Raw genomic sequence first — 16,473 nt, forward strand, 5'->3', positions numbered from 1 at the left:
CCCGCCAATCCGCTTGATTTCTTCAGAACGAGGAACTTCGTCGCCAGCAGCGCCGCCGCCCTCGTCAGTGACTGGGCTTATAATCCTCACACATCAAAACAGTCAACACATCCAATCCAACTTTTTTGACATTTTTGTAACAGGTTGATTTTGCTTGTGGTTTTTGAGCGCTCGATCGAACGGGCCAATTTGCCGGCAAAAATCACTCTGTTTCGGATCGGTTTTCGCTCGATACGGTCAAGCTGTCTCGATTTTGAGTGCCTTCTTTATATGGGCAGGGTGGCCACGAATTCCAAGCGCTTGCCTCGACCGCCCCAATCGGTAGTCTGGAACACATATATATCCATGCCGATACGGAGTTTGAGAATGCTTGTACTCGATGAACAACAGACGCGATCAGCGCTGCCTTGGGCGGAGCTTATCGACGCCATCGAGGCAATGTTTCGAAGCACCTGCGTCATGCCCGTTCGCCATCATCACGATATGGAGGTGCCCGGGGAAGAAAATGCCACTCTTCTGCTGATGCCGGCATGGCTTCCCGGGCAATATACAGGCATCAAGACTGTTTCCGTCTTTCCAGGCAATGTTCGCCGAAGCCTTCCAGCGATTTTTGGAAGCTATCTGCTTTCCTCTGCAGCAACCGGCCAGATGCTGGCGGTAATCGAGGGCGGAGAACTGACGGCTCGACGGACCGCAGCGACTTCCGCTTTGGCGTCTCGTTGTCTCTCGCGAGCGGATTCGGAGGAAATGCTGGTCTGCGGTACCGGCCGACTTTCACTCAACCTCATGCAGGCACACGGGATAGTCAGACCGATCCGGCGCTACCATGTCTGGGGACGCAATAGCGAAACGGCGGAGAAGGTGGCCGAGGAAGCGCGAGCACTTGGGTTGCGAGCCGAGGCTGTGAGCAATATTGAAGCAGCAGCGAAAACAGCCGATATCATTTCCTGTGCAACGCTCTCCAGCGAGCCGCTTATTCGTGGCGAGTGGCTTAAGCCCGGAGCCCATCTCGACCTTGTCGGCGCTTTCAAACCCAGCATGCGCGAGAGCGATGATGATGCCGTGCGTCGCTCCGCCGTATATGTAGATACGAGAGCCGGCGCGCTCAGCGAAGGCGGCGACATCGTGCAACCGCTGAAAAGCGGGGTATTAAAAGCAGACGATATACGCGGCGAGCTGGCGGAACTGATCTCCGGCAGTTGCGGTGGACGGAAGGACGATAAAGAAATCACGCTCTTCAAATCCGTTGGTGCAGCGCTCGAGGATCTGGCCGCCGCCATCCTTGCCTATGAAATGGTAACGGGCCGAAAGTGAAGACCATGCCTTTTTTGCCGGAGCTTCCGGTTTCGCATGTGCTGCCCGACATCAGCGCGGCGCTTGGCACGGAGAAGCGCGCGATACTTTCGGCTCCTCCGGGCGCCGGGAAAACGACGCTCGTACCGCTTCATCTGCTTGACCAGGCTTGGCGCGGCGACGGGAAAATCATCCTGCTGGAACCCCGCCGGCTGGCGGCACGCGCCGCGGCAAGCCGGATGGCGTCTCTGCTGGGCGAGCAGGTGGGCGAAACGGTCGGTTACCGCATGCGCCTCGATAACAAGATATCGGCGAGGACGCGGATCGAAGTTGTTACAGAAGGCGTCTTCGCCCGCATGATTCTCGATGATCCCGAACTTTCCGGCGTCTCGACTGTGATCTTTGACGAATTTCACGAGCGGTCGCTGGATGCCGATTTCGGTCTTGCGCTGGCGCTTGACGTTCAATCGGCGCTTCGCGAGGATCTTCGCATCCTTGTGATGTCGGCAACGCTCGATATCGAGCGGGTCGCCATCCTGCTCGATCATCCGCCTGTTATCGAAAGCACGGGGCGAAGCTTTCCGATCGAGATTCGCTATCAAGACCGGCCGGGCGGCGAGCGAATCGAAGATGCGATGGTGCGGGCGATCGCCGATTTTCGTGCGAGCGAATCGGGATCTATCCTCGCCTTTCTTCCTGGTCAGGCGGAGATCACCCGGACGGCAGAGCGGCTTCAGGGACGATTCGGCCCCGAGACGCTAATTGCGCCGCTCTACGGCAATCTCGGGCAGAAGGAGCAGGATGCGGCGATCCGTCCCGCAGCACCAGGTACGCGCAAAATCGTGCTTGCGACCTCGATTGCCGAAACTTCGATCACCATCGACGGCGTGCGGATCGTGATAGACAGCGGGCTGCAGCGACTGCCGGTCTTCGAGGCATCGACAGGCATCACGCGGCTGGAAACCGTGCGCGTGTCGCGCGCTTCGGCCGATCAGCGCGCCGGCCGCGCCGGAAGAACGGAGCCGGGCATCGCCATCCGTCTGTGGCACCAAGGCCAGACGGCGGCGCTCCCGGCCTTCACGCCACCACAGATCCTTTCGAGCGACCTTTCCGGTCTCGTCCTCGATCTTGCCCATTGGGGCGTCCAGGACACAAAATTGCTCGCCTTTGTCGATCAGCCGCCGGAAACGACAATCAAGGAAGCCCGCGCGCTGTTGGTACAGCTCGGGGCACTGGACAAGGACGGAGCGTTGACGGCGCGCGGAAAGGTGATGCGCGACCTCGCCCTGCCGCCGCGGCTGGCTGCCATGGTGGTTTCGGCTGGTGAATCGGGTCATGCCAAGGATGCAGCGCTGATCTCAGTACTTTTGACCGAGCAAGGGCTCGGCGGCACCAGTCTCGATCTGGAAGAGCGTCTCCGACGGTTCAAAAGTGAAAAAGGCGAAAGGGCGGAGGCTTCGAGGCGGCTCGCGGGAAGGCTCTCGGAACGCTTCAACAAGATTTCGAGTGCTGAACCTGCGCTTGCAGGAAGACTTCTCCTGCACGCTTTCCCGGATCGGGTCGCACTTCAGCGCGGCGCGCGCGGGCGATATGTCATGGCAAATGGCCGCGGTGCGGAGCTGGCAGAGACCGAGCGGCTGGCTGGCAGCCAGATGCTGGTCATTGCCGACCTGACGGGCCGGGCCGCACAGGGGAGAATTCTGGCGGCAGCGGACATTTCCCGTGCCGACATCGAAGTTGAGCTGCCGGGCGAAATCCGGACAGACGACCAGACCTTTTTCGACAGGCAGAGCCGGCAGGTGCGGGCACGTCGAGCCACAAGGCTTGGCGCGATCGTTTTCGAGGAAGCGCCGCTTCCGCGTCCCTCGGGCGAGGCGGTGGTGCGGGCGCTTGCGCAAGGATTGCAGGAATTGGGGCTCGATCAGCTTCCCTTTTCCAAGGAGGCCCTGCAGCTTCGGGAGCGAATCGGCTTCCTGCACCGGACGATCGGTGAACCATGGCCCGATATGAGCGACGAAGCACTGCTCGACCACATGGAAGACTGGTTCATCCCTTTCCAGACGGACGCGAGAGGACTTTCGGATATTTCCGTCTCCGGGCTCTCCAACGGGCTGATGGCACTCGTGCCGCACGACCTGCAGCGCGATCTTGCACGGCTTGCACCAACGCATTTCGAGGCGCCAACGGGGCAACGCCATCCGATCCAGTATGACGGCGAAGAACCGACGCTGACGATCCGGGTACAGGAGCTTTTCGGTCTCAAGCTGCATCCGGCGGTCGCCGGCGGACGCTTGCCTCTGCTTCTGGAGCTTACTTCGCCGGCCCACAGACCGATCCAGACGACCCGCGATCTGCCCGGTTTCTGGGCGGGCTCGTGGAAAGACGTGCGCGCGGATATGCGGGGGCGCTATCCAAGACATCCCTGGCCGGAGAAGCCTGATGACGCGGCGCCGACGACAAGGGCAAAGCCCCGTGGTACATAATCCGCCGGCCTTGGAGCGCCGTGCGTCCATTCGGACGCACGAAGGATGCTATAAGCCTTTGAATCTACGCATAAGGCTCTCCGGAAATCGATCCGATTTTCGGGCCGATGCGGTGGGAGCCTGGCGTGATAGAGAAGAGCGAAACCCAGACGCTGGAAGACAGGCTGAGCAGCCGGCGGCTGCGCCTGCAGACTTTGGTGCGATTACGATGGCTGGCGGTGATCGGCCAGGCGGTCACAGTCTTCATCGTCGCGTTCCTGTTGAAATTCCCCCTGCCGCTGGTTGCCAGCTGCTCGCTGATTGCCGCACTCGCCGGGGTGAATTTCTATCTGACGATCCGCTATCCGCCGACTCACCGGCTTGAACCGCGTGCCGCTTTCGCGCTTTTGGGTTTCGACCTTCTGCAGCTCTGCGCGCTGCTCTTCATTACTGGCGGCCTTGCCAATCCCTTTGCGGCACTGGTCTGCGTTCCCGTCATCATTTCCTTCGCCTCACAGCCAATCCGCTACAGCACAGCATTGATCGGCTTTGCGATGGTCTGCATTACCGTGCTTGCCTTCTCGCCCTTTCCGCTTCCGTGGTACGACGGGATGGAAATCAACGTCCACAATGTCATGCAGTTCGGCGTCTGGTGTTCAATTGCTTCGACCATGGCCTTTGCCGCCTTCTATGCTTATCGGGTGTCGCTGGAAGCAAGCCAGCTTGCCGACGCGCTGGCGGCAACTGAGCTGGTGCTGCAGCGGGAAAAGCATCTTTCCCAACTCGACGGGCTTGCGGCCGCTGCTGCGCATGAGCTCGGCACGCCACTTGCCACGATCAGCGTCGTTGCCAAGGAGATGGAGCGCGAGCTCAAGAATGACGACCGGTTCCGCGAGGATGTTCAGCTTCTGCGCAGCCAGAGCGAGCGCTGTCGCGACATCCTTCGCCGGCTGACGACGCTCTCTGCCGAGGGTGAGGCGCATCTGCGGCGACTACCCCTCTCTTCGATGATGGAGGAAATTGTGGCGCCGCATCGCGAATTCGGCATCAAGCTGGAGTTGATAGAGAAGAGCCCGCGCAGGGGCGAGCCCGTTACCGACCGCAATGCCGGCATCATGTACGGGCTCGGCAACCTGATCGAGAACGCTGTCGACTATGCGCGAGAGAAGGTGACGGTCACGGTCGAGCACGATCACGAAAAGGTGCTCATCGTCATCGAGGACGACGGCAACGGCTACGCGCCCGATATTCTGACGCGTATCGGTGAACCCTACGTCACCAAACGGCAGAGGGAAGATACGGCTGGAGGCTTGGGACTGGGGCTTTTCATCGCCAAAACGCTGCTGGAGCGCTCAGGCGCATCTTTGCTTTTCGAAAACCGCGATCCGGAAAATGCCGGCGCCCGCATTCGAATCGAATGGCCGCGCGTATTGATCGACGCAAATTCGACAAAATGACTTTGTGGGCATAAACAAGATATAAGCGGTTGACGCATTCGGACATTCAACCGCCGGGACCGTAGCGATGACAGATCAGAACCACGAGATTTCCGCCGGCTCCAGCGAGGAGCATATCGGGCCTGACCCGAGCCTGCTGATCGTCGACGACGACGGCCCGTTTCTGCGTCGTTTAGCACGGGCTATGGAGGCACGCGGCTTTCATGTGGAAACGGCCGAATCGGTGGCGGAAGGTGTGGCAAAGTCCAAGGGCCGGCCGCCGAAATATGCCGTGGTCGACTTGCGGCTCGGCGACGGCAACGGCCTCGACGTTATCGAAGCGATTCGCCAGCGCCGCGACGATACGCGAATCATCGTGCTGACGGGCTACGGCAATATCGCCACTGCCGTGACGGCAGTGAAGCTCGGGGCTGTGGATTACCTGGCAAAACCCGCCGACGCCGATGATGTGTTTGCGGCGCTCACGCAGCGGCCGGGGGAGAAGGCGGAACTGCCGGAAAACCCCATGTCGGCGGACCGGGTGCGGTGGGAACACATCCAGCGTGTCTATGAAATATGCGAGCGCAACGTGTCTGAGACGGCGCGCCGGCTTAATATGCACCGCCGTACATTGCAGCGCATCCTCGCCAAGCGCGCCCCGAAATAATTAGACGTCATGCACGTTGAACGGCTTGCCGTTTGCCCATTCGGCCATCATCAGCCGCTGCGCAGCAGCGCGCGAGAAGTTTAGGGTCACGGCCTTACGGGTCGCCGGCGGCAGGCGGTGTTCCGGCGCTTCACGCAGCATATGCGCCCCGTAACCATCTGAAAGAAAAAGGCCGCACTCCTCCGGGAAGATATCGACAGGCACATCCTTGTGTGTTGCGAAGAATAGCCGGTCGCAATGCAGACGGTAATCCGGCCATTTGCGATCGACCTTGAAGTCTTCGATCGATGTCTTGATCTCGATGATCCAGACCTCTCCCTTTTCAGAGATTGTAATCAGATCGGCCCGGCGGCCGCTCGCCAGCGGCAGTTCCGGCAGCACCGCGTGGCGCATGTCGTGAAGCAAAACCTGCATGCCACGGCGCACCATCATCGCCCTGTCCGATTGCCGGCCATCGATTAACGGATTGTTATTATAAACGCTCAAAATCGTCATGGATAACCGTCAGATGGGGTTGGCTGTTGTTGCAAAAAAACCATGCGCTTCTAATTTGCGGCGCAGATGGATTTTGTCGCACCGCAGCAGCCTTGCAAAGGCGAAGTTAATCGAAAATAAACCATAAATAACGATGGTCGAAAGACTGTCCTTCATTGCCCCAAAACCTTCACGAGTCATCCATGCGCATCCGCAATGCATTCCCTGTATTTGGCCTGCTGGCGACCCTAGCACTGGCCGGCTGCTCCACGACGTCCGAAACCGCGTCCAACGACAGAGGCGCGGGTCCGACCGTTCAGACGGCACAAATCTTCAACGACGCCTATGGCGTAACGTCGGATGCCGGATACTCCCTGCCGGCAATCCCGATCGACCGCGTCAAGCCGGAATTCCGTCGTCAGATTGTCAGCTACCAGAGCGACGAGCGCCCCGGCACGATCATCGTCAACACGCGCGAGCGTCACCTCTATTACATCCTCCCCAACGGCAAGGCCGTCCGCTACGGCATCGGCGTCGGCAAGCAGGGCTTCGCATGGTCCGGCACGGCCTATGTCGCCTGGAAGCAGGAATGGCCGAACTGGCATCCTCCGAAGGAAATGGCTGTCCGTCGCCCTGAAATTGCCAAGTATGTCGAAGACGGCATGGGTCCGGGCCTCAGCAATCCGCTCGGCGCACGCGCCATGTATCTCTTCAACGAAGAGGGCAAAGACACGCTCTTCCGCCTGCACGGCACTCCGGAATGGGCCTCGATCGGCACCGCCGCCTCGTCGGGCTGCATCCGCCTGATGAACCAGGATGTGATCGACCTCTACAGCCGCGTCCGCCCAGGCAAGACCACCTCCAAGGTCATCGTTATCCAGTAAGCTAGATACTGAATTCGGTATAAAAAAGGCCGCCGGGTTTTCGATCCGGCGGCCTTTTTATATATCTGGCTTGCTCAGGTTCAGGCGACCTGTTTCGCCTTGAGCTCGATGCGGCGGCGGTGCAGGACCGGTTCGGTGTAGCCGTTTGGCTGTTCCCTGCCCTTCAGGACCAGATCGAGTGCCGCCTGGAAGGCAACAGAATCTTCGAAATTTCCGGCCATCTTTATGTAGGCCGCATCACCGGCATTCTGCTGATCGACGACCGCCGCCATGCGCTTCATCGTTTCGATGATCTGCTCCTTGGTGACGATCTTGTGGTGCAGCCAGTTCGCCATGTGTTGGGCGGAAATGCGCAGCGTCGCGCGATCTTCCATGAGGCCGACATTGTTGATGTCGGGCACCTTCGAGCAACCGATACCCTGGTCGACCCAACGCACGACGTAGCCGAGAATGCCCTGCGCATTGTTGTCGAGCTCGCGCTGGATTTCTTCCGATGTCCAGTTCGGCCGTACGGCAACCGGTACGGAGAGGATATCCGAGAGCTTGGCGCGAGCGCGATCCTTCAGGCCTTCCTGTACCTTGGCGACATTGATCTGGTGGTAGTGCGTGGCATGCAGGGTAGCGGCCGTCGGCGACGGCACCCATGCAGTGTTGGCGCCGGCTTTCGGATGGGCGATCTTCTGCTCCAGCATGGCGGCCATCAGGTCGGGCATGGCCCACATGCCCTTGCCGATCTGCGCATGGCCGGAGAGGCCGCATTCCAGACCGATATCGACATTCCAGTTTTCGTAGGCGGCAATCCAGGCGGCCTGCTTCATATCGCCCTTGCGGATCATCGGGCCGGCTTCCATCGATGTATGGATTTCATCGCCGGTGCGATCGAGGAAGCCGGTATTGATGAAGACGACGCGCTCGCGGGCAGCACGGATGCATTCCTTCAGATTGACGGTCGTGCGGCGTTCCTCGTCCATGATGCCCATCTTCATGGTGTTGCGCGGCATGCCGAGCGCATCTTCAACGCGCGAGAAGATCTCGACGGCGAAGGCAACTTCTTCCGGCCCGTGCATCTTGGGCTTGACGACATACATGGAGCCAGCACGCGAATTCTTGCGGCGTCCGGACGGGCCGACATCGTAGAGCGCAATCAGGCCGGTGATCATTGCATCCATGATGCCTTCCGGTACCTCGTTGCCGTCGCGATCGACGATCGCCGGATTGGTCATGAGGTGGCCGACATTGCGCACCAGCATCAGCGAACGGCGGTGCAGCTCGAAGCTTTCGCCGCCTGGTGCCGTATAGGCTATATCCGGGTTGAGCTTGCGGACGAAGGTCGAGCCGCCCTTCGTCACTTCCTCCTGCAGATCGCCCTTCATCAGACCGAGCCAGTTGCGATAGACGACGACCTTGTCCTCGGAATCGACAGCGGCTACCGAATCCTCGCAATCCATGATCGTAGTGATGGCCGATTCCAGGCAGACGTCGGAAATATGCGCCGGATCGATCTTGCCGATCGGCGTTGAGGCATCGAGTACGATTTCGATATGGATGCCGTTATTCTTCAGGAGGATATGCGTCGGCGCATCTGCATCGCCAAGATAGCCGGCGAAATGTCCGGCATCTTTCAGGGGCAGAGCTTTGCCATCTGCAGCAGCGATCGCCAGAGCGCCGTTCTTGACGGCGAAGGCACCGACATTCTTCCAGGAACTGCCGTCGAGGGGGGCGGCGGAATCAAGGAAATCGCGAACCCAGGCAATGACCTTCTCGCCGCGCTTCGGATTATAGCCCTTGCCCTTCTCAGCGCCGTCCGTTTCCGGGATAGCGTCCGTGCCGTAGAGCGCATCATAGAGCGAGCCCCAGCGGGCATTAGCGGCATTCAGCGCGTAGCGGGCGTTCATGACGGGAACGACGAGTTGCGGGCCAGCAATGGAGGCAATCTCGGCATCGACATTGGCGGTCGACACCTGGAAATCCGGGCCTTCCGGCAAGAGATAGCCGATTTCCTTGAGGAAGGACTGGTAGGCGTCCATATCTGTCGGGGCGCCGTTCTGACGATACCAATCGTCGATCTTTGCCTGAAGCTGATCGCGCTTCAAAAGCAGTGCACGATTCTTCGGCGCAAGATCGTGAACGATCGCCGAGAAATCGGCGAAGAACTTGTCCGCATCGATGGCGAGGCCCGGCAACGCCTCCTTCACGAGGAAATCATGGAGGACGGCTTCGATGAAGAGACCAGTCTTTTCAATGCGGCTCATGCGGTGTCTCCCTTGCAGTGGCAGCTTTCTCGATGCTGCCACTTTGCCCGGCTTTCACTCACAGTCAATTCAGCAACAATTCGAAAGATTTATGCACACCCGGAAACAGTCCGCCGCGTGACACGCATCGGGATGCCGTTCTGCGGCTGTGTCGTCAGCTTCTGTACCGGCCAGGGATTCGTCTGGTCGGTGGAATCAAAGCGATAGCGATGCATCAGAACGGCCAGCGCGATCACCGCCTCCTGAAGCGCAAACGTCGCGCCGATGCAGACGCGCGGACCGGCGCCGAACGGCAGGAACTGGAAGCGGCCGATTGAGGCGCGGTTTTCCGGCAGGAAACGTTCCGGCATGAAGGCGCGCGGCCGATCCCAATGAAGTTCATGACGGTGCAGCGTCCAGGGCATGACGAGCACGGTGACACCGGTTTCGATCTCGACCCGTTCACCCTTGGCGCTTGTCCAGGAATCATCCGAGATAGCGGCCCGATTGATCGACGGGGCCGGCGGATAGAGGCGCAAAGCTTCCTCGAAGGCGGCGTGTGTCTGCGGCATCAGATCCGGCCATTCGACCGGTTCGACATCTGACGCGAGCACCGCATCAATCTCCCTTTCCATCGCCTCGCGGATATGCGGGCTGTTCGAGACGCAATAGAGCGTCCAGGCGAGCGCGCGGGCGGTCGTCTCGTGGCCGGCGCCGATGAAGGTGAGGATATTATCCTCGATCTCCTCTTTCGTCAGGCCATCGGGACCGGCCTGCTCTAGAAGCAGAGTGAGAAAATCGTTCGGCGCCTTGCTGCGGTCGGCCTTCATCTTGGCAAGCCGCATATCCATGGTGTTGCGCACGATGGCGCGGAATTTTTCCAGCACCTTCTGGCCGCCGATGCGTGTCACACGTGGAACCCAGGATGGCGCCCGCAACAAATCCATCGGATCGATGCGGCCCATGCGATGCAGCAGCTCGTTAACATCATCGGCGAAGTGGCCGCTGGAGGTGACGATATCGCCGGAAAACAGCGTGTCGGAAAGGATCGCGAACGTCAGCTCCGTCATGTCGGTGCTGATATCGAAAATCGTGCCGGTCTCGCCGACATCAGCATATTTGCGGGCGTAGTCTTCCGACTGGCGCAGCATCTGGTCGGCGAACCCTTTTGCATGACGCGGCGTGAAGACGGGCGCAACGGCCTTGCGCGAGCGTTTCCAGACAAGGCCTTCCGCCGTCAAAAGTCCGTCGCGCAGGATCGGGCGCAGCACGAGCTGGCGAATGTCGGACATGCGGTAATTGTTGGCATTGTCGACCAGCACATGCTTGATGAGACCGGGATCGTTGACGATCAGCGTTCTCTGGCCAAAGAAACTAGTGCGAATCCACGGCAGCGTGTAGGACGGCTCGCCCCAGAGCTCCAGCGGATTGCGGAAAATTGTCCTGATGATCTCGAGCCGCGACGGCGGCACGGTACGCGGCAACGGTGCCGGAGGAACGAAGGGGTCCGGACGCATATCCATGAGCAAAGCCTTTCGCCGGAAATATCATCTTCCCGGCAGGCCTGGAGGTTAGAGCAGGCCCTTCAGCTCGTCCAGTTTGTCGTTGATCAGCCAGCCGTAATAATTCTCTTCCGGCCAGACCGTCGTGCCGGAGGAATGATTCTTGGCGGCAAGGGCTGCGGCGCGCTGACGGGAATTGCCGACATTATAAAGTGTCGCCGTCACTCCCGGATTGTCGGAGATATCCACGCCGGCGATCTCCTTGTAGTCGTCGATCGACCTGCGGATCGAGGCGGCGACGAAGGCGAGCGAGATGTCGGGGTCCATGATCGCCTTATATACCGAGCCAGCATTCTTTTCGTTCAGCTTCGGGTAGCCGGAAACACGACTGACCAGATCAGACAGCATGAGCGCCGTCAACGGATTGACCTGGCCGAGACCGAAGGTCTGGCCGGCATAGAAGGGTTGGAAGAAGACAGCGCTGAAGCGGTTGTTCGGGAAGCTCTTGCCGCCAATGGTCTTACCGCGGAAATCGCTTTCCCAGACATCCTCGCGGCAGCTCCAGAGCGTGTAGGAATCGCTCTTGCCGTTGCAGGCGGCAAATTGCGGCCGGTCAACAAAATCGTCGACGTTTTCGCCATCATAGGCAAAACGGAAGCTTTCGCCGGCATAGGAGGCGGCCTTGACGTAATAGGCTTGGAGGCGATCATAGGCGTCGACATTGTAGGTGTGCTCGCCGACGATCGCGCCGATCACATGGATCGGGTTGATGCCATAGGCATTTGAGACCTTCTTGATCTTGCCCATGAGTTCGTGGTCGGTCGACAGCAGGTCATAGACCTTCTCATATTTGAGATCGAAGGTCGTCTTGGTGCCCTTGGTGCGGCGGACAGAAGCGCCAGGGATATCCGGCTGCTCGGCATGACGGTTGCCGGGCGGAACAGCCTGCGCGGCAAGGGCAGGAACCGAGCCTGCAATGGTCATGGCAATCACAAGGCTTGTCAAAAGGCGTCGCACGATCTGCTTTCCCGTCTTCCCTGTCGTCTTTGTGAAGCGGCTGACTGGACCAGAATCTTGTCCGAATAAAGCCGGTAAAAAAACAAAGCGGGCCTTTCACTAGAAAGTAAAAGGCCCGCTGTCGAGAGTTAGGATCGTCAAAGTTTTGGCATTACCTGCGCAAAGGCAAAAACCGATATTTGCCGATCACAGGATGAAGCGTGACAGATCAGTATTCTGCGCCAGATCGCCGACATGTTCACGCACGTAAGCAGCATCGATCTTCACGTCCGTGCCGGCGCGATCCGGTGCATTATAGGAAATGTCGTCCAGTACGCGCTCCATAACCGTCTGCAGGCGGCGGGCGCCGATATTCTCGACAGAGGAGTTCAGGTGGACGGCGACATCGGCAAGCGCATCGATCGCGTCATCCGTGAAGTCGAGCGTCAGGCTTTCGGTTTCCATCAGTGCCTTGTACTGGCGGATCAGGCTTGCCTCGGTTTCCGTCAGGATGCGGCGGAAGTCTTCCTTGTTCAGCGGACGCAGTTCAACGCGGATCGGCAGACGGCCCTGCAGTTCGGGCAGCAGGTCCGACGGCTTGGAAACATGGAAGGCACCGGAGGCAATGAAGAGGATGTGATCCGTCTTCACCGGGCCGTACTTGGTCGAAACCGTCGTGCCTTCGACGAGCGGCAGCAGGTCTCGCTGAACGCCTTCACGGGAAACGCCAGCGCCGGCGCCGCCATCGCGCGCCGCAATCTTGTCGATCTCGTCAAGAAAGACGATGCCGTCATTCTCGACCGACCGAACGGCCTCGCGCTGGATGACTTCGTTGTCGATAAGCTTGTCGGATTCGTCTCGGATCAAGTCCGTATAAGATGCCTTCACCGTGGTGCGCACCTTCTTGGTGCGGCCGCCCATCGCCTTGCCGAACATTTCAGACAGGTTCAGCACGCCGATATTGGCGCCCGGCATGCCGGGGATTTCGAAGCCGCCCATGCCTGAGCCGGCATCGGCCACTTCGATATCGATTTCCTTGTCGTCGAGCTCGCCGCTGCGCAGCTTCTTGCGGAAGCTTTCGCGGGTGGCGGGCGAAGCCGTCGCGCCGACGAGCGCATCGAGAACACGCTCTTCCGCGCTCATATGGGCCTTTGCCTGAACCTCGGTGCGCTTCTTTTCGCGCACAAGACCGATGCCGACTTCGACGAGATCGCGGATGATCTGCTCCACATCGCGGCCGACATAACCGACTTCGGTGAACTTCGTGGCTTCGACCTTGATGAAGGGTGCCCCGGCGAGCTTGGCGAGGCGACGGGAGATTTCCGTCTTGCCGACGCCGGTCGGGCCGATCATCAGGATATTCTTCGGCATGACTTCATCGCGCAGGCTCGGATCGAGCTGATGGCGGCGCCAGCGGTTGCGGAGCGCAATCGCCACGGCGCGCTTGGCCTCATGCTGGCCGATAATATAGCGGTCGAGCTCGGAAACGATCTCGCGGGGAGAAAAGGTGGTCATTGTCTATCATTCTCCTGGCGGTCCAGGGCCATGAGGAGTGCCCGGCCGTAATTCGTAGTGGTTTCGCCAAGTCTTTGAAAGCCTGCCTTGGTATAGGCTCTGATTGCGACGATGTTGTCCGGATGAGGATCGACCAGCACGCGGTTCTTCCCCCTATCGAAGAGCGCCCGGCAGAAATTCGCCATGAAGGCCGGACCGTGACCCTTTCCCAGAAGCGTTTCGATACCGATGAACTGATCGATACCGCAGGTGCCTTCGGGCTGGCCGTTCAGCGCAGCATCGTCTTCATCATCGAGATCTGCCACCTGAATGAAGGCAAAATCCCTATCGTCGAGCGTCACTATATAGAGTTCGACCGTCAGATCACGCAGATGCTCCTCAATCGAGACCAGCGCCTTCTCCGGCTCGCCCCACCATCGGCGGACATGCGGCTGTTCCAGCCATTCGGCCAGAAGCGGCAAATCAGCCACCGTGACGAGACGGAAGACGTAATCCGTCATTCCGCGTCCAGCGTTTCCACGATGACATTGTGGTTGGTGTAGACGCAGATATCGGCAGCGATATCGAGCGCACGACGGGCGATCTCTTCTGCTGATTTATCCGTGTCTGCCAGCGCAAGAGCTGCTGCCAGCGCGAAATTGCCGCCGGAGCCGATGGCCGCGACGCCATGCTCTGGTTCCAGCACGTCACCGTTACCGGTGATAGCGAGCGTTACCGACTTGTCGGCGACCAGCATCATGGCTTCGAGATTACGCAGGTAACGATCGGTACGCCAATCCTTGGCGAGTTCGACGGCAGCACGCATCAGCTGACCCGGATACTGTTCCAACTTCTTTTCGAGCCTCTCCAGAAGGGTGAAGGCATCAGCGGTAGCGCCGGCAAAACCTGCGATCACTTCGCCCTTGCCGATGCGGCGGACCTTGCGCGCGTTGCCCTTCATCACGGTCTGGCCGAGACTGACCTGGCCATCACCGGCCACCACGACCTTGCCGCCTTTGCGAACTGTAATAATTGTCGTCATCAAACACCTGTTGCCCCAACTCACGGGCGATTCCAGCGGGCCGAACATCGGCCCTGTTGAACCCTATGTAAGTCGGCGCGCGACGATTGCAAATGGCCTGCCTTTTCTGCCCTGCGCTTCTGGATATTTCACAATCTGCCTGATAAGGAACCACCTTGATTTCAAGGAGAAAGCCATATGGCCGAGACCGCAGCAAGCCGCACGGGCAGTGTTTCCCGCAAGACCAACGAGACGTCCATTTCCGTTTCCGTCAATCTCGACGGCACCGGCAAATCGACGATTTCGACGGGCGTCGGCTTCTTCGATCATATGCTGGATCAGCTTTCGCGACATTCGCTGATCGACATGGAAATCGAATCCAAGGGTGATCAGCATATCGACGACCATCACACGGTCGAGGATACCGGTATCGCGATCGGCCAGGCGATCGCCAAGGCGCTCGGCGATCGCCGCGGCATCACTCGCTACGCCTCGATCGACCTCGCCATGGACGAGACGATGACGAAGGCTGCCGTCGATCTCTCCGGCCGCCCCTTCCTCGTCTGGAACGTTTCCTTCAGCGCGCCGAAGATCGGCACTTTCGATACGGAACTGGTGCGCGAGTTCTTCCAGGCGCTGGCCCAGAATGCCGGGATCACCCTGCATATTCTCAATCACTATGGTGCCAACAACCACCATATTGCAGAGACATGCTTCAAGGCCGTCGCCCGCGTTCTGCGCACGGCGACAGAGATCGATCCACGGCAGGCGGGCCGTGTTCCCTCGACCAAGGGCACACTCGCCTGAACCCCAGCAGGGAGCGTCAGATGGCATCCAGCTACGTTTTTCTTGTTCCGCCTGATGGTCAGCGCGAGGACACGCGCACGATCCGCGACGGTTTCTCGTGGCTTGCCTTCCTCTTTCCCTGGATCTGGCTCCTGGCACACCGGCTCTGGCTCCATGCGATCATTGCCTTCGCGCTGCAGGCGATCGGCGGCGTGCTGACGGAAGAGCCGGGCTTCGGGTCGGCGGGAATAGCGCTCGCCTTTGCCGTCAACCTGTTCGTCGGGTTCGAGGGTCAGAATTTCCGCATCCGCAACCTTGCTTCCCGCGGCTGGCGCGAGGAGGCCGCGATCGGCGCGTCCTCGATCGATCTTGCGGAAGAGATCTATTTTTCCAACATCGAGACCGGCGCCGATTTGAAGGCGCCCGAATGGAACCAGGCTTCCGGCCCGCAGGCACGGCAGGGCCATTCCACTTCGCTCGGTCTCTTCGGTTTTGACGGAGGGCGCAAATAATGCGCGTCGCGATTATCGACCACGGCTCTGGCAATCTGCGCTCGGCCACCAAGGCTTTCGAACGTGCGGCCCGCGAAGCCGGCATCGAGGCCGAAATCAATCTGACCGACAAGGCGGAGATCGTTGCCGCGGCCGACCGCATCGTGCTGCCGGGCGTCGGCGCCTATGCCGATTGCCGCCGCGGGCTCGATGCCGTGCCTGGTATGACGGAGGCCCTGCTCGAAGGCGTCGAGAAAAAGGCGCGTCCCTTCCTCGGCATCTGCGTCGGCATGCAGCTCATGTCCTCGCGCGGTCTTGAAAAGACGGTGACGCAAGGTTTCGGCTGGATTGCAGGCGACGTCGTCGAGATGACACCTGCCGACCCCGAGCTGAAAATCCCGCAGATCGGCTGGAACACGCTCGACCTGAAACAGGATCATCCGCTTTTCGACGGTATTCCGACCGGACCTGATGGCCTGCATGCTTATTTCGTACACTCCTACCATTTCGCTGCCGAGAAAGCCTCTGACGTGATCGCTACCACCGATTATGGTGGGCCGATGACGGCCTTCGTCGGCCGGGACAATATGGCTGGTTCGCAATTCCACCCGGAAAAGAGCCAGAAGCTCGGACTGGCGCTGATTGCGAATTTCCTGCGCTGGGCGCCCTGAGGGCTGGCTTTTAATATGCGCGCCTTATTTCCCCTGTAAGGGAAGGCAGATACAGGAGCGCGCTC

Annotated in this window: 16 protein-coding genes; 8 read left to right on the top strand and 8 right to left on the bottom strand. The window is 59.7% G+C overall.

Annotated features, from left to right (window positions below; genetic code table 11):
• Positions 1-366 precede the first annotated feature (366 nt).
• The 4 genes from FHT87_RS30310 to FHT87_RS30325 all read left to right on the top strand — a co-directional run bounded on the left by FHT87_RS30310 (position 367) and on the right by FHT87_RS30325 (position 5,858).
• On the top strand, positions 367-1,314 hold the full coding sequence (locus FHT87_RS30310) for an ornithine cyclodeaminase family protein (protein WP_183734641.1): 948 nt from the start codon (positions 367-369) through the stop codon (positions 1,312-1,314).
• A gap of 5 nt (positions 1,315-1,319) precedes the next feature.
• Positions 1,320-3,776, top strand: coding sequence for an ATP-dependent helicase HrpB (gene hrpB / locus FHT87_RS30315; protein WP_183734640.1), 2,457 nt, complete (start codon positions 1,320-1,322; stop codon positions 3,774-3,776).
• A 107-nt stretch (positions 3,777-3,883) separates the two neighbouring features.
• Positions 3,884-5,212, top strand: coding sequence for an ActS/PrrB/RegB family redox-sensitive histidine kinase (locus FHT87_RS30320; protein ID WP_183734639.1), 1,329 nt, complete (start codon positions 3,884-3,886; stop codon positions 5,210-5,212).
• Between the two features lie 67 nt (positions 5,213-5,279).
• The gene (locus FHT87_RS30325; RefSeq protein WP_183734638.1) at positions 5,280-5,858 is read left to right on the top strand and encodes an ActR/PrrA/RegA family redox response regulator transcription factor; all 579 of its coding nucleotides are present in this window, start codon (positions 5,280-5,282) and stop codon (positions 5,856-5,858) included.
• Here FHT87_RS30325 and FHT87_RS30330 read toward each other — a convergent pair whose 3' ends face one another.
• A complete protein-coding gene (locus FHT87_RS30330) occupies positions 5,859-6,353 on the bottom strand; it encodes an MmcB family DNA repair protein (RefSeq protein ID WP_183734637.1) in 495 nt (164 codons plus the stop codon).
• A gap of 9 nt (positions 6,354-6,362) precedes the next feature.
• Positions 6,363-6,533 carry a hypothetical protein gene (locus FHT87_RS30335; RefSeq protein WP_183734636.1) on the bottom strand — a complete coding sequence of 57 codons (171 nt, stop codon included), beginning with the start codon at positions 6,531-6,533 and terminating at the stop codon, positions 6,363-6,365.
• A 2-nt stretch (positions 6,534-6,535) separates the two neighbouring features.
• Between FHT87_RS30335 and FHT87_RS30340 the strand changes: the two genes are divergently transcribed.
• Complete coding sequence (locus tag FHT87_RS30340; protein WP_183734635.1) at positions 6,536-7,216, top strand: L,D-transpeptidase; 681 nt, start codon at positions 6,536-6,538, stop codon at positions 7,214-7,216.
• Between the two features lie 80 nt (positions 7,217-7,296).
• Here the strand turns inward: FHT87_RS30340 and FHT87_RS30345 are convergent, their stop codons facing one another.
• The 6 genes from FHT87_RS30345 to hslV all read right to left on the bottom strand — a co-directional run bounded on the left by FHT87_RS30345 (position 7,297) and on the right by hslV (position 14,481).
• A complete protein-coding gene (locus FHT87_RS30345) occupies positions 7,297-9,468 on the bottom strand; it encodes a malate synthase G (protein WP_183734634.1) in 2,172 nt (723 codons plus the stop codon).
• Between the two features lie 89 nt (positions 9,469-9,557).
• Positions 9,558-10,970 carry a cytochrome P450 gene (locus tag FHT87_RS30350; RefSeq protein WP_183734633.1) on the bottom strand — a complete coding sequence of 471 codons (1,413 nt, stop codon included), beginning with the start codon at positions 10,968-10,970 and terminating at the stop codon, positions 9,558-9,560.
• 48 nt (positions 10,971-11,018) lie between these two features.
• Positions 11,019-11,966 carry a DUF1402 family protein gene (locus FHT87_RS30355; protein WP_183734632.1) on the bottom strand — a complete coding sequence of 316 codons (948 nt, stop codon included), beginning with the start codon at positions 11,964-11,966 and terminating at the stop codon, positions 11,019-11,021.
• 186 nt (positions 11,967-12,152) lie between these two features.
• Complete coding sequence (gene hslU, locus FHT87_RS30360) at positions 12,153-13,460, bottom strand: ATP-dependent protease ATPase subunit HslU (RefSeq protein WP_183734631.1); 1,308 nt, start codon at positions 13,458-13,460, stop codon at positions 12,153-12,155.
• On the bottom strand, positions 13,457-13,960 hold the full coding sequence (locus FHT87_RS30365; protein WP_183806434.1) for a GNAT family N-acetyltransferase: 504 nt from the start codon (positions 13,958-13,960) through the stop codon (positions 13,457-13,459). The genes hslU and FHT87_RS30365 overlap by 4 nt, the downstream gene beginning before the upstream one ends.
• Positions 13,957-14,481, bottom strand: a complete 525-nt coding sequence (gene hslV / locus FHT87_RS30370; protein WP_183734629.1) for an ATP-dependent protease subunit HslV — start codon at positions 14,479-14,481, stop codon at positions 13,957-13,959. The genes FHT87_RS30365 and hslV overlap by 4 nt, the downstream gene beginning before the upstream one ends.
• 177 nt (positions 14,482-14,658) lie before the next feature.
• Here hslV and hisB point away from each other — a divergent pair, with 177 nt between their 5' ends.
• Genes hisB through hisH form a run of 3 tightly spaced genes read left to right on the top strand, consistent with a single transcriptional unit; the run spans position 14,659 to position 16,408 of the window.
• Positions 14,659-15,267, top strand: coding sequence for an imidazoleglycerol-phosphate dehydratase HisB (hisB, locus tag FHT87_RS30375; RefSeq protein ID WP_183734628.1), 609 nt, complete (start codon positions 14,659-14,661; stop codon positions 15,265-15,267).
• Positions 15,268-15,287: 20 nt separating this feature from the next.
• Entirely contained in the window at positions 15,288-15,758 is a 471-nt protein-coding gene (locus tag FHT87_RS30380) for a DUF2628 domain-containing protein (protein ID WP_183734627.1), read from the top strand.
• The gene (gene hisH, locus FHT87_RS30385) at positions 15,758-16,408 is read left to right on the top strand and encodes an imidazole glycerol phosphate synthase subunit HisH (RefSeq protein WP_183806436.1); all 651 of its coding nucleotides are present in this window, start codon (positions 15,758-15,760) and stop codon (positions 16,406-16,408) included. Before FHT87_RS30380 ends, hisH begins: the two co-directional genes overlap by 1 nt.
• Positions 16,409-16,473 lie beyond the last annotated feature (65 nt).

The sequence above is a fragment of the Rhizobium sp. BK316 genome (assembly GCF_014193695.1).
Classification (GTDB): domain Bacteria; phylum Pseudomonadota; class Alphaproteobacteria; order Rhizobiales; family Rhizobiaceae; genus Rhizobium.

What these genes read in the sequence shown, in the direction of transcription:
- FHT87_RS30310 (WP_183734641.1), top strand. Translation starts at nt 367, where the DNA reads ATGCTTGTACTCGATGAACAACAGACGCGATCAGCGCTGCCTTGGGCG.
- hrpB (WP_183734640.1), top strand. Translation starts at nt 1,320, where the DNA reads ATGCCTTTTTTGCCGGAGCTTCCGGTTTCGCATGTGCTGCCCGACATC.
- FHT87_RS30320 (WP_183734639.1), top strand. Translation starts at nt 3,884, where the DNA reads ATGCGGTGGGAGCCTGGCGTGATAGAGAAGAGCGAAACCCAGACGCTG.
- FHT87_RS30325 (WP_183734638.1), top strand. Translation starts at nt 5,280, where the DNA reads ATGACAGATCAGAACCACGAGATTTCCGCCGGCTCCAGCGAGGAGCAT.
- FHT87_RS30330 (WP_183734637.1), bottom strand. Translation starts at nt 6,353, where the DNA reads ATGACGATTTTGAGCGTTTATAATAACAATCCGTTAATCGATGGCCGG.
- FHT87_RS30335 (WP_183734636.1), bottom strand. Translation starts at nt 6,533, where the DNA reads ATGACTCGTGAAGGTTTTGGGGCAATGAAGGACAGTCTTTCGACCATC.
- FHT87_RS30340 (WP_183734635.1), top strand. Translation starts at nt 6,536, where the DNA reads ATGCGCATCCGCAATGCATTCCCTGTATTTGGCCTGCTGGCGACCCTA.
- FHT87_RS30345 (WP_183734634.1), bottom strand. Translation starts at nt 9,468, where the DNA reads ATGAGCCGCATTGAAAAGACTGGTCTCTTCATCGAAGCCGTCCTCCAT.
- FHT87_RS30350 (WP_183734633.1), bottom strand. Translation starts at nt 10,970, where the DNA reads ATGGATATGCGTCCGGACCCCTTCGTTCCTCCGGCACCGTTGCCGCGT.
- hslU (WP_183734631.1), bottom strand. Translation starts at nt 13,460, where the DNA reads ATGACCACCTTTTCTCCCCGCGAGATCGTTTCCGAGCTCGACCGCTAT.
- FHT87_RS30365 (WP_183806434.1), bottom strand. Translation starts at nt 13,960, where the DNA reads ATGACGGATTACGTCTTCCGTCTCGTCACGGTGGCTGATTTGCCGCTT.
- hslV (WP_183734629.1), bottom strand. Translation starts at nt 14,481, where the DNA reads ATGACGACAATTATTACAGTTCGCAAAGGCGGCAAGGTCGTGGTGGCC.
- hisB (WP_183734628.1), top strand. Translation starts at nt 14,659, where the DNA reads ATGGCCGAGACCGCAGCAAGCCGCACGGGCAGTGTTTCCCGCAAGACC.
- FHT87_RS30380 (WP_183734627.1), top strand. Translation starts at nt 15,288, where the DNA reads ATGGCATCCAGCTACGTTTTTCTTGTTCCGCCTGATGGTCAGCGCGAG.
- hisH (WP_183806436.1), top strand. Translation starts at nt 15,758, where the DNA reads ATGCGCGTCGCGATTATCGACCACGGCTCTGGCAATCTGCGCTCGGCC.